Raw genomic sequence first — 12,876 nt, 5'->3', positions numbered from 1 at the left:
ATGTTAAAAATAGTTGAGACATTTAGTGGCATTGGAAGCCAAGTACAAGCTCTTAAAAATACTAATATCGAACATAGTGTTGTTGCTATTGTAGAATGGGAAATCGGGGCAATGTATGCATATGATATCATACATAATGGTCCACAGGATTTAACAAATTATCGACATCATACTAAAGAGTCTTTAGTTAATACGTTAGAAAAATATAACTTATCCAGTGATGGAAAAGAGCCAATAAGTGGTAGGACATTGAGCTCGATGTCAGTTGCTCAATTAAAAGCAATTTTATGTTCAATTGAACGGACAAATAATTTAGTTGATATAACGAGTGTTAAAGCTAGTGAAATTCCTAATACTGACGTATTAACATATTCATTTCCTTGTCAAGATTTGTCAGTAAGTGGACATTGGCATAAAAATACCCTAGGGATTAATCGTGATGCTAACAATCGTTCGACATTGATTTGGGAAATAGAAAGAATTTTAAAAGAATACGTTAAAGAAGATAAAGATTTGCCGAAATTTTTACTTATGGAAAACGTGAGCAATATCCTATCTACTAAACATATAAAAAATTTTAATGAGTGGCAAGATTTTTTAGAGAAGCTTGGTTATGTGAATAAAATTTATACATTAGATGCACGCAATTTTGGTATTCCCCAATCGCGTGTTCGAACTTATATGATCAGTGTTTTGGCAAAGAATTCAGAGCAAGCCAATGCTATTAATGATTATTTTATAATTAATAATTTGGAAAATGTATATTTAGAAAAAGAGAATGTATTACCTTTAGAAAAGTTTTTACGATTAGATTATTCAAATGAAAAATATAAATTAGAGGCAATTGAAAGTACACCAGCTTTTACAGAATCTAGAAAAAAGATATACGAAAACAATGTAATTCTAGCAACAGATAATGTGGTTAATAATTCTGAATATGCTCGAACTATTACAACAAAGCAAGACAGACATCCTAATTCAGGTATTATTGAGTATAATAATCAAATCTTAACGGATATTAATAAAAGATATCGAAATTTAACGCCTAGAGAATGTTTTTTACTAATGGGCTTTAAAGAAGAACAATATGATTTGTTAATGGCAAATAATATTGATATAGGTAATGAGAGAAAATTTTTAACTCATTCAAAATTAATTAAAATGGCTGGTAATAGTATCGTTGTACAAGTATTAGAAAGTATATTTAAACAGATTGATGAGATCAATAAGACTATTCTAAATGAAGATGTGGATGTTAAATCTAAGGCAGTTACTATAGCTATATAAAATTTATATTAAAACAAAAAAAACGCTCCCTATCAAGTAGCGAGTATAAATATTTAAAACAATCTAAAAGGCTTAGCTCTATACTCTATAGGGCTAATGTCGTTTAGTCATTCTTGATATTATTGTGATTATAAATACCTCGTCCATTGATTTTTTGATAAAATCTTTAAATGTTTAGAAACGTACCTAAATAATACTCCTTGGATTAAGTAATCCCCAGAAGAGTTCCATATGAACATAATCAATATATCTACCTACTTAGCACTCAAATATTCTTTCTTTGAGAAACCTGTATTGTATTTCGTGACACCAGTTCCTTAAATTGGATTTGCCCCTCCTACATTAAGTTTACAATTCATCCTCTTTATTGTTAAGGAGAGAAACTCTTATAAGATTTCTTTTTTTCTTCCAATAATGATTGTATTCCAGTTATTTTCATAAATCTATAATTATGTAAATAGTTTAAATTCTTAACAAACTTGCGATTCAAATCAACTTTATGCGACGCTAACCATAGATACATCTCCTTTATTGTTAAATTTTTTCATAGTTTACAAAAATTACAAAAATACCTTATTCTCAATTACCCTATTTGAAGGCATACTCTTTTGAATAACTGTGCTTAAGTCCGTAAACATATTTAACTTTACCTACATTCGATTTCCTTTAATTAACTAGAGTTGGGCCGTTTCTTTAGGATTTTAAATTTACATCACACTCCCCAAAAATTGTCTATTTTATCTACTACTTTATTAAATTTATCCCTCTAAAATCAATAATTTCATATCTCTTATACTTAATTCAACTCCATTCTATAAATGTAAACTGTTATCTTCAAAACTTATTCCTAATAGTTTCTTTCGAAGAAGTATTGAGATCCTTATTTTTTAACAAAATAAATTATTTTACATTAAATTTAATAAGTTTACAACAGTATTTTTAATTTTGAAATTATTCTCAATTAACGAAAAATTGTGCCAAATTGAATTGATTATATATATAATTGGGGCATGAACAAAATTTTAGTGAGTGAACATAATTTCACGAAGTGAGGTGTGCGATGTATTCTCAGGAGGAAATGATAAGAGTTGCCAAAATGTATTACGAAATGAATTATACACAGAAAGAGATTTCTGAAAAATTACCTTATTCACGTGCAACGGTTAGCCGTATTTTAGATGCAGCATATAGGCAAGGGATTGTTGATGTAAAAGTAAATTACCCGATTAATTTTGTACAAAGCATAGAAGAAAAAATTAGAGAAAAGTATGCATTAAAAAAGGTTTTTGTACTACCGGTATATGTCGAAGACGAATTACTAATTTTAAATGATGTCGGTAGGGCAGTAGCGAATTATTTACATGAAATTTGTTGTGACAATACGATTCTCGGAATTTCCTGGGGAACAACATTAGCTCATATTATTCCTCACTTAATTCCGAAAAAAGTAGATAACATGAAAATTGTACAGTTAAATGGTGGTATTGCAAAAAATTCAATTTCCACTGGTGCCGCTCAACTGTTAGAGAAGTTTTCTGAGGCATTTTCAACGGGGTATTATATGTTACCGGTGCCTACAATTGTAGATTCAGAAATGATTGCTCGAGTTATAACTTCAGATTCTAGCATAGAAGAAACAATCGAAATCGGTAGAAAAAGTAATATTGCAATATTTGGAATTGGAAGCGTTCACTATAACAATATTCTTTATAAAGGTGGCTTTTTTAAAGAAGGTGCCTATGAAGAGTTAATTTCTAAAAATGCGGTTGGAGATATCTGTTCAAGGTATTTTAAAGAAGATGGAACCTTAGCAGATGCAGAATTAAACAAACGTACTATTGGTTTACAACTAGAAGATTTGCGTCTTAAAGAGTATTCCATTGCAGTTGCCTCAGGTAAATCAAAGGCAAAAAGTGTGATAGGTGCATTAAATGGTGGTTATGTAAATGTATTATTTATTGATGAATTATTAGCAACTGAGATTTTAAATGAAAACACGAGGGGGAATTACAGTGAAAGCGGTTAAATTATATGAGCCAGGAAACTTGAAAGTAGAACAAGTTGATTCACCAATTATTAATTCAGAAGAAGTATTAATTCAAGTAAAGGCAGTAGGGATTTGTGGATCGGATATTCCTAGAGCTTTAGTAAAAGGTGCCTATTATAGAGGATTGACACTAGGTCATGAATTTGCAGGAGTCATTGTAGAATGTGGTCAAGATACTGAAGGATGGGCAGTAGGAGATCGGGTAACAATCGCTCCGCTTGTCCCTTGTATGGAATGTGATTATTGCAGAATAGGGAAATACGGTCTTTGTGATACCTATAATTACTACGGTTCAAGAACGGACGGAGCAATGGCGAAATATATAAAAGTGCATAAAAATAATCTTTTAAAAATTCCGGATACCGTTTCATATGAAGCTGGTGCAATGGTTGACCCTGCAGCAAATGCAGTTCACGGACTTTGGAGAGGTAATTTACAGCCTGGAGATACAGTTGTTGTATTTGGACTCGGGGCAATAGGGTTGTTTGCAGTGCAATATGCTCGTGAAATGGGAGCAAGTGAAGTCATTGCCATTGATGTATTTGAAGAAAAATTACAAGTTGCAAAACAATTAGGGGCAGATCGAGTCATTAATTCCACAGAGGTGGACCCAATTAAAGAACTCGCAGATATAAAAGTTAATGTCGTTTTAGATACATCAGGTTCACCGATTGCACAAAACCAAGCTGTTTCCATTACAGGGAAAATGGGACGTGTAGTATTTTTAGGTATTTCAAATAAAGAATTAACATTGTCCGCCAAGGCGGTAGATCGACTACTTCGCTATGAAATTGGTATCCATGGTTCGTGGAATTCATTTTCAGAACCGTTCCCTGGTGAAGAATGGAAATTCACTATTGAGTGCATGGCAAAAGGTAAGATTCAAACTGATCCAATTGTTTCACATCGTATTCCAATTGATGACACGCCAGATATATTTGAAAAAATTAAAAATAGGGAAATTATTTTTAATAAAATTCTAATCTTCCCGGAGGAATAGAAAATGGATCATAAATATCTTTTAGGAATCGACTTAGGAACACAGTCGTTGAAAATAGGGATATATAACGAAAAAGGAAATATTCTCCTAAAGGAAAGTGTATCATATCCAACCTTTCATAGCAATCGAAGTTTATCCGAGCAGAATCCGGATGATTGGTGGAATGCTTTAAAAAAAGCATTAAAAAGGGCAAATAATACTATTAATCTATCCTTAATTGACGGTATTTCTGTTTGTGCAACATCTTCAACCGTGTTGATGACGGATCAAAACTATCAACCTATTATCCCCGCCCAATGCTGGATGGATCAACGGGCAGTAGCTGAAGAAGAAGAGATTAATAACAATACAAGTTCTATCGTAAAGGATCGCTTATTGTATTCTGGTCAAAAGACATCTATTGAATGGATGACAACAAAATCTTTATGGTTAAAACACAATTATGATTTAACAAATAAGTTTATCCTCGAACAACTGGATTGGATAAATTATAAGCTTACTGGGGAAGTCGTTGCATCGCAGTGTAATGCAACTTGCAAATGGAATTATGTTAAACATCAAAATGGATTTTCGGAAAAATTTTTTAATGAAGTTGGTTTAGAGGGAATTACAAAGCATTGGCCTAATCGAATATTAAAAGTGGGAGATCAAGTAGGGACAATAACAGAGACAGTAGCTGAAGAGTTAGGATTAAAGGCTGGTACACCTGTGTTTCAAGGTGGGATTGACGCACATATAGGTATGATTGGTTCGGGATCTCTTGAACCAGGACATTTGAGTATGATTATGGGGACGAGCTTTGTTCATTTGATGCATCATGAACAACCAATTTTTAATGATGCCTTATGGGGACCTTATGATTCTCCGCTAATTGAAAACTACTGGCTGCTTGAAGGTGGTCAACTATCGTGTGGTTCTTTAATTTCGTGGTTTATAAATGAATTCTATACAGATTGTACGAATCTTGATGAAATCTATTTAGAACTAGATGAAAAAATAAAAGAAATTAATGCAGGAAGTGAAGGATTAATTATATTAGACAGTTGGAAGGGAAATAGAACCCCCTATAAAAATCCTTATGCTTCTGGAGCATTTATAGGGCTGACCCTTTCTCATACAAAATTTCATATTTATAGAGCAATTCTTGAATCAATAGCATTTGGTACTAAAAATGTCATTCAAACATATAAAAACTCTTCGATTCCTGTAAATAAAATAATTGCTGGAGGTGGAGGAACTAAGAATGCTTCTTGGATGCAAATTATAAGTGATGTTACGGGACTACCGATTTTTATTCCAAAGGATCAAGAAACCGGTACAAAAGGAACGGCTATTATTGCAGCATATGGAATTGGATTATATTCATCGATTAAAGAAGCTTCTGAACAGATGGTGGAAATGGAACGAGTATTTGAGCCTAATTGGGTTAATAAAGAAAAATATGAAAACGTTTTCGAGATATATAGGGAATTAAATACACTGTTATTTCCTATCATGAAAAAATTAAATAAAGGAAGGGAGGAGCCCCATGAGTTATGTACTTGAAATGAAGGAGATTTCTAAGTCTTTTCCAGGGGTTAAAGCTTTACAAAATGTTAATTTTTCTGTCCTTCCAGGCGAAGTTCACTGCTTGATTGGTGCAAATGGCGCTGGAAAATCAACCTTAATGAAAATTTTATCAGGTGTGTATGAAAAGGATGAAGGTACTATTTTATTGAATGGGAACGAAGTGAAAATTACTTCCCCTTCAGACAGCAAGGAAAATGGGATTGCTACAATTTATCAAGAGCTTTCACTAGTTGAAGAATTAAGTTTAGCTGAAAATATTTTTCTTGGAAATTATCTGAATCCGAAAGCTGGATTAATTAAGTGGAATCAACTGAAAAATGAAGCAACTGAGCTGTTTTCTCTTCTTGGGCTTTCACTTTCTCCTAACCTATTAGTAAAAGAAGTGAGCATGGGGTTAAAACAAATGACAGAGATTGCTAAAGCAATCTCGACTAAATGTCAAATTATTGTTATGGATGAACCATCAACTGCTCTTTCTGGTGATGAAATTAATAAATTATTTGATGTTATTAGGCTACTAAAAAAACAAGGCTATACGATTATTTATATTTCCCATAAGCTTGATGAATTGTACACCATTGGTGATCGAGTGACAGTTCTCCGAAATGGAAAATGGGTCATCACGGAAGAGTTGGAAAATATTAGCGAACCGCAGCTGGTTGAATATATAACCGGACGCAAAATAGAAAAACAAGCAAAGCAACATATTTATCATCAAAAAGAAGAGTTTTTAAAAGTCCATAACTTAACTAATAAGCATTTAAAAAATGTTTCATTTACTGTTGGAAAAGGGGAAACGGTCGGTTTATATGGACTTGTAGGTTCAGGTAGAACCGAGTTACTTCGAGCAATTTATGGAGCAGATAAACTAATTGATGGGGAAATCTTTCTAAATGGGGTTAAAAAGAAAATTGCTTCGCCTAAAGTTGCTGTAAATGAAGGAATGGGGCTTGTTCCGGAAAATAGAAAAACGGAAGGGATAATCGCCAATTTATCTATAGAAGAAAATGCTTTTCTTCCTTCTTTAAACAACTATTCAAAAAGTAGATTTTTACAACAAAGTAAAATAAGAGAAAAAATGAAAGAGTCGATAAAGAAGCTAAATATTAAGACTCCTAGCCCTAAAACAGAAATTCGCAATTTAAGTGGAGGAAATCAACAAAAAGTTATTATTTCTAAATGGTTGATACATCAGTCTAAATTGTTGCTCTTTGATGAGCCAACACAAGGAATCGATGTAGGGGCAAAGGATGAAATTTACAAGATTATGAGAGACTTAGCAAGTCAAGGTACGAGTATTGTTGTGGCTTCTTCTGAAATAGATGAACTTCTAGCTATCTGTGATCGGGTATTAGTAATGTTTGAGGGGAAAATTATAAAAGAGTACTTATCTCCAGCAAATGAAAAAAGTGAGATTTTGAATTCGGCCGTATCGGGTTCTTAAAATATAAACAAAGGGGTGGAGACTATATGGGTATGAATTTAAATACAGAAGTGATGGAGAAACCTAAACAAAGTCAGTTTCAAATAGGTACTATTTTAAAGAAATATAATCTATTTATTATTTTTGTAGCATTTTTCATTATTGGAACATTATTGTCTGAGCATTTCCTAACAGTCCAAAACATTTTGAATATCCTCCAACAATCAGCATTTGTTGGAATAATCGCTATAGGTATGACATTTGTGATTCTAGTCGGAGGAATCGATCTTTCAGTTGGTGCTGTACTTGCACTTTCTGGAATGCTTGCGGCATTAATGATGTCTAGTGGATTGAACCCTTTCCTTGCTATCGCAATTACAATTTTAGCAGGAGCGTTTATGGGTTTTGTAAGTGGATTTATTTCTACTAAATTTAAAGTACCAGCTTTCATTGCTACACTTGCTATGATGGTTAGTGCAAGAGGGTTTGCTTTATTGACAACAGATGGAGAACCAATTTATGATTTACCACCTGCATTTACTGCTCTTGGCGAAAGCATGGGAAATATCCCAATTCCAGCAATTATCTGGATCGTGCTGACAATTATTGCGGTGGTGATATTAAAATATACGACATTTGGCAGAAAGTTGTATGCTGTTGGGGGCAACGAGGAGTCTGCCCGTTTATCCGGTATTGCTGTTGAAAAATATATTACTTCTACTTATATATTAGCTGGGATAATGTCATCTATAGCAGGGATATTAATGGCTGCTTGGCTTACAGTAGGGCAACCAACAGCTGGTACAGGTTTAGAATTAGATGCGATTGCAGCGGTAGTAATTGGTGGAACTAGTTTAGCAGGAGGAAGAGGAGGGATAGGTGGAACATTCATTGGTGTTTTGATTATGAGTATGATTGTGAACATCTTTAATCTATTAGGTCTCTCTTCGTACTATCAATCTATCTTTATGGGGGTAATTATTGTAATCGCTTTAGTTATGAATCAATTAATATCTAATAAAAAATAGGGGGGTTATTATAATGAGAAGATTGAATATTTTTTCTATTTTGACAATATTGGTGTTAATTTTAGCTGCTTGTGGTGGTAATGATGAGGGGACAAACACAACTTCAAATGGAAATAGCAAGTCCGAAAATAAGTTAGTTATTGGATTTTCTCAACCAACATTAGAGTCACCTTTTTACACAGCGCTTATTGATGGAGCAAAAGAAGAAGCTGCAAAATTAGGTGCTGAATTAATTGTTGTAGATGCTCAAAATGATATTGAAAAGCAAAATTCTGATATACAATCTTTGATTACCCAAGGAATTGATGTTCTCCTTATTAATCCTGTCAATCCGTCAGGTGTAGCACCTTCTTTAAAAGCAGCAGAACAGGCAAAAATTCCTGTAATTGCAGTTGACCGTAATACGAAACAGGATGTTACTTCTTACATTGGTCGTGACAATGAGGAAATGGGTAGAGAAGCGGGTAAGAAGGCTGTTGAATTGTTAGGTGGAGAAGGAAAAGCAACAGGAAAAATTATTGAAATTCAAGGTGATGCGGGTGGAACAGTTATGCAGGCGCGTCATGATGGATTCCACGAAATTGTTGAAAAAGAAGCAGGTATTGAAATTATTGAAGGACCTTACAGTAATTATATTCGTGCTGAGGCGGTGTCAGCAATGCAAGACTTATTGCAAGCACATCCTGATGTGAATCTTGTTTATGCCCATAATGATGATATGGCTCTAGGTGCAATTCAAGTGCTTGAAAAGTCAGGTAAATTAGAAAATGTAAATATTGTTGGTATTGACGGCCTAATGGAAGCGGTAAAACAAATTAAAGACGGAAAATTTAAGGCTACAGTTATAAATGATCCAATTTCTCTAGGCGTGTTGTCTATCCAAACAGCTGTAAAAGTTGGTAATGGCGAAACGGTTGAAAAATATGTAGACGGTGGTACTGGATTAATTGATGAATCGAATGTAGACCAGTATTTGGATGAAACTAAAAAGTTTGCTGAAATTAAATAATAATTGGAGCGATTATATGACACTTGAAAAATACATTGATCACACTTTACTAAAAGCTGATGCTTCTAAAGAGGATATTAAAAATTTATGTAAAGAGGCTTCTGAACATCACTTTGCTTCTGTCTGCATTAATCCTACCTATGTAAAAAGAGCTAGTGAATTATTACAAAACACTGATGTGAAAGTTTGCACAGTAATTGGATTTCCACTAGGAGCAACTTTAACGAATGTAAAAATCTTTGAGGCAAAACAAGCTTTGCAAGACGGTGCAACAGAGTTAGATTATGTAATTAATATAAGTGATATCAAAAATGGAGACTTTGATAATGTTAAAAAGGAGATGGCAGCTTTTATAGCGTTAAAAGAAGATTATCCTAATCTAGTGATTAAAGTTATTCTTGAAATATGTTACTTAACGTCAGAAGAAATAAGTAAAATATGCGAAATAGCGAAAGTCTTAAAAATTGACTTCGTTAAAACATCTACAGGTTTTGGAACAGGGGGAGCTACAGAAGAAACGGTTTCTCTTATGAAAAAAATAGTAGGTAATGAGGTAGAAGTAAAAGCATCTAGTGGTATTAGAACGACAGCTGATGCTAAAAAATACATTGAGCTAGGTGCAACAAGAATTGGAACAAGTAATGGAGTAGGAATTGTAAATTTAACTGAAGAAACAGCCGCTAGAACAGGATATTGAGATTATTATTAGGTTCAAAAAAACGCTTGAGATTTCATTAGCCAAACATTATAAGGATAGCTAGGTCTCAAGCGTTGCATTTTAAATATCAAACTCGTAATTCAAAATAATCTTTATCCTAATGTGCTTATAAAACCACCTCCTATTCACCCCACCCAACTTCTAGTAAAATAAACACAAGTAATTCTAAAATAACCCCATATTCATCCTATACCTATATTGGAGGCTTTTATATGTTTAATGACCGTTCGCAAATTGTTAAAACATTAAATGCGCAAATACATACAAATGGGCATATTCTTGGTGTGGCTGCGGGAAGTGGTATGACGACGAAGTATAGTGTGAAGGGCGGGGCGGATATTATATTGGCGTTAAGTGCTGGCTGGTACCGCCAAAAAGGTAGGTCTTCTCTTTCTTCTTATTTAAGTTATGGAAATAGTAATCGCATTGTATTCGACTTTGCCACAAGAGAGTTAATGCCGTTATCGATGAATAAACCGATTATTTTCGGTTTACATGCTTCAGATCCGACGATTGTGTTAGCAGATTATATTGCCAATATTAAAAGTGCCGGGTTTTCGGGGGTTAATAATTTTCCGACAGTCGGACTGATCAATGGGCAGTTTCGTGAGGCGTTGGAGGAAAGTGGTCTTGGGTATGATCATGAAGTTGAAGCAATCCGTATCGCGAGTCACCTTGGACTCTTTACTCTCGCATTTGTTTTTGATGAGCAACAAGCAGTGCAAATGATTGAGGCGGGGGCTGATGTTATATGTGTCCATCTCGGTTTAACAACCGGTGGGGATTTAGGGGCTAAAAAAGTACATTCGATTGAAAATGCTCGGCAACTGGCAGATCGAATATTTGCTGTATGTGACGAACTGAATCCTCAAGTTATCAAAATGGTGTACGGGGGACCGATACAATCGCCAATCGATGCCCAATTTTTTTATGATAATACAGCTTGCCAAGGCTATATTGGGGGTTCTTCCTTTGAGCGAATCCCGGCTGAGAAGGCGATTTTCCATTCTACCCGTTCCTTTAAAAATCCGACCCATTCTGAAAGCAAAGATCTTTTAATGGACGTATTATCAGGAAAGGTTCACGATTATGATTACGTTGAATTTGTGAAAGAACATATTAAAGAAAATTTTCAAAAGCCTATCCAATTAAGTGAAATTGCTTTAGCGCTACATGTGTCGTTACCGTACTTAAGCTCTAAATTTAAAGAAAAGATGGGATGCACTTTCACTGAATATTTACTGCGATACCGGATGAATAAGGCCGCGGAACTATTAATAGAATCTCGTTTATCAATTGTCGAAATTGCTAGTTTAGTTGGTTATCAGGACTATGCCCAGTTTAGTAAAATGTTTAAAAAAATAAAGGGATCTTCCCCGAAAAATTTTCGGAACAATCAAACACTTTAAATAAATAAACACAAGAAATACATAAACAAACACATATCTTAACCTTCCATTTTTAGATAAAATGAATTCAAGTGATGATGCATGTTATTTTTTTATTTATAAAATGATAGCGCTATCACTTAAGGAAGAAATTCAAATGGGGGTGCAGTAGATGGTGAAAACAGTGGCAATTCTAGGGACATTTGATACAAAGGGGAAAGAACTAAAATTTGTCAAAGATTTAATAGAAGAACAAGGAGTTGCTACACTTTGTATTCATACAGGAGTGTTTGAACCATTTATAACACCAGATGTTACGAATGCAGAGATAGCTGAAGCAGTAGGTGTTGATATCAACTCACTTATTGAGAAAAAAGACCGTGCAACAGCAACATTAGTAATGTCTAAAGGAACTGCCATGTTAGTTCCAGAACTTTATGCCCAAGGTCGTTTTGATGGCGTCATTTCCATTGGTGGTTCTGGAGGCACTTCAGTAGCTACACCAGCAATGCAAGCATTACCAATTGGTGTTCCAAAAGTAATGGTATCAACCATGACATCTGGAGATATCTCGCCGTATGTTGGAACGAGCGATATTGTGATGATGCCATCGGTAGTGGACGCTGAAGGGTTAAATGAAATATCTATGAAAATCTTTAGTAATGCAGTGAATGCGATTGTTGGAATGGTAAAAAATACGAAAGAATTTAAAGAGGAAGGGAAGCCTTTAATCGCAGCAACTATGTTTGGTGTAACGACGCCTTGCATTAAAACGGCAAAAGCATATTTAGAAAAACATGGTTACGAAGTGCTTGTATTCCATGCAACAGGTGCGGGTGGTAAAAGTATGGAAGCGTTAATTGAAGCGGGCTATATTAAAGGTGTACTCGATTTAACGACAACGGAATGGTGCGATGAAATTGTTGGTGGGGTATTAAATGCCGGTCCTCATCGTCTAGAAGCAGCCGCAAAAGTAGGTATTCCACAAGTTGTATCCGTTGGTGCTTTAGATATGGTGAACTTTGGCCCCATCGATAGTGTACCGGCACAATTTAAAGATCGAAATCTATATCAGCACAATCCGACTGTCACATTAATGCGTACTACGGCAGAAGAGCTTCAAAAAATCGGTAAAGTAATTGCTGAAAAATTAAATTTAGCCCAAGGAAACACAACATTAATGCTTCCGCTAAAAGGGGTATCTGCCATCGATATGGAAGGGGAAGTTTTCTATGACCCCGATGCCAATGAAGTGTTATTCAATACGTTACGAAGTCAAGTAGCTGATACAGTTGAAATAGTTGAATTAGAAAATGCCATTAATGATGATGCATTTGCCATCGCAGCTGCGAATAAGTTAATGGAATTATTAAAGCGTATTTCCGCTTAGATGAATATTTTAGGAGG

10 protein-coding genes are annotated in these 12,876 nt (G+C 34.5%); all 10 read left to right on the top strand.

From position 1 onward, the window contains the following. Complete coding sequence (gene dcm, locus ACH0B5_RS00490; protein ID WP_406927249.1) at window positions 1-1,287, top strand: DNA (cytosine-5-)-methyltransferase; 1,287 nt, start codon at window positions 1-3, stop codon at window positions 1,285-1,287. Between the two features lie 1,078 nt (window positions 1,288-2,365). Continuing rightward, window positions 2,366-3,313 carry a sugar-binding transcriptional regulator gene (locus ACH0B5_RS00485; RefSeq protein ID WP_406927248.1) on the top strand — a complete coding sequence of 316 codons (948 nt, stop codon included), beginning with the start codon at window positions 2,366-2,368 and terminating at the stop codon, window positions 3,311-3,313. Continuing rightward, window positions 3,300-4,334, top strand: coding sequence for a galactitol-1-phosphate 5-dehydrogenase (locus tag ACH0B5_RS00480; protein ID WP_406927247.1), 1,035 nt, complete (start codon window positions 3,300-3,302; stop codon window positions 4,332-4,334). The genes ACH0B5_RS00485 and ACH0B5_RS00480 overlap by 14 nt, the downstream gene beginning before the upstream one ends. 3 nt (window positions 4,335-4,337) lie before the next feature. Next, window positions 4,338-5,879 carry an FGGY-family carbohydrate kinase gene (locus ACH0B5_RS00475; RefSeq protein ID WP_406927246.1) on the top strand — a complete coding sequence of 514 codons (1,542 nt, stop codon included), beginning with the start codon at window positions 4,338-4,340 and terminating at the stop codon, window positions 5,877-5,879. Beyond that, a complete protein-coding gene (locus ACH0B5_RS00470; RefSeq protein ID WP_406927245.1) occupies window positions 5,863-7,347 on the top strand; it encodes a sugar ABC transporter ATP-binding protein in 1,485 nt (494 codons plus the stop codon). The genes ACH0B5_RS00475 and ACH0B5_RS00470 overlap by 17 nt, the downstream gene beginning before the upstream one ends. Window positions 7,348-7,373: 26 nt before the next feature. Then, the gene (locus tag ACH0B5_RS00465; RefSeq protein ID WP_406927244.1) at window positions 7,374-8,354 is read left to right on the top strand and encodes an ABC transporter permease; all 981 of its coding nucleotides are present in this window, start codon (window positions 7,374-7,376) and stop codon (window positions 8,352-8,354) included. Window positions 8,355-8,367: 13 nt separating this feature from the next. Then, window positions 8,368-9,363 carry a substrate-binding domain-containing protein gene (locus ACH0B5_RS00460; protein WP_406927243.1) on the top strand — a complete coding sequence of 332 codons (996 nt, stop codon included), beginning with the start codon at window positions 8,368-8,370 and terminating at the stop codon, window positions 9,361-9,363. A gap of 16 nt (window positions 9,364-9,379) precedes the next feature. Further along, window positions 9,380-10,060, top strand: coding sequence for a deoxyribose-phosphate aldolase (gene deoC, locus ACH0B5_RS00455; protein ID WP_406927242.1), 681 nt, complete (start codon window positions 9,380-9,382; stop codon window positions 10,058-10,060). Between the two features lie 233 nt (window positions 10,061-10,293). Then, the gene (locus ACH0B5_RS00450) at window positions 10,294-11,490 is read left to right on the top strand and encodes a phosphoenolpyruvate hydrolase family protein (protein WP_406927241.1); all 1,197 of its coding nucleotides are present in this window, start codon (window positions 10,294-10,296) and stop codon (window positions 11,488-11,490) included. A gap of 154 nt (window positions 11,491-11,644) precedes the next feature. Beyond that, window positions 11,645-12,859 (top strand): Tm-1-like ATP-binding domain-containing protein, encoded by a 1,215-nt coding sequence (locus tag ACH0B5_RS00445; RefSeq protein ID WP_406927304.1) that lies wholly within the window; start codon window positions 11,645-11,647, stop codon window positions 12,857-12,859. Window positions 12,860-12,876 lie beyond the last annotated feature (17 nt).

Source organism: Ureibacillus sp. 179-F W5.1 NHS (genome assembly GCF_045369345.1).
Lineage (GTDB): Bacteria > Bacillota > Bacilli > Bacillales_A > Planococcaceae > Ureibacillus > Ureibacillus halotolerans.
This window is presented reverse-complemented; position numbering and strand designations above follow the sequence as displayed.

Bases quoted from the DNA above. Each gene is read 5' to 3' on its own strand.
- ACH0B5_RS00450 (WP_406927241.1), top strand. From the start codon at position 10,294: ATGTTTAATGACCGTTCGCAAATTGTTAAAACATTAAATGCGCAAATA.
- ACH0B5_RS00475 (WP_406927246.1), top strand. From the start codon at position 4,338: ATGGATCATAAATATCTTTTAGGAATCGACTTAGGAACACAGTCGTTG.
- ACH0B5_RS00485 (WP_406927248.1), top strand. From the start codon at position 2,366: ATGATAAGAGTTGCCAAAATGTATTACGAAATGAATTATACACAGAAA.
- deoC (WP_406927242.1), top strand. From the start codon at position 9,380: ATGACACTTGAAAAATACATTGATCACACTTTACTAAAAGCTGATGCT.
- ACH0B5_RS00470 (WP_406927245.1), top strand. From the start codon at position 5,863: ATGAGTTATGTACTTGAAATGAAGGAGATTTCTAAGTCTTTTCCAGGG.
- ACH0B5_RS00465 (WP_406927244.1), top strand. From the start codon at position 7,374: ATGGGTATGAATTTAAATACAGAAGTGATGGAGAAACCTAAACAAAGT.
- ACH0B5_RS00460 (WP_406927243.1), top strand. From the start codon at position 8,368: ATGAGAAGATTGAATATTTTTTCTATTTTGACAATATTGGTGTTAATT.
- dcm (WP_406927249.1), top strand. From the start codon at position 1: ATGTTAAAAATAGTTGAGACATTTAGTGGCATTGGAAGCCAAGTACAA.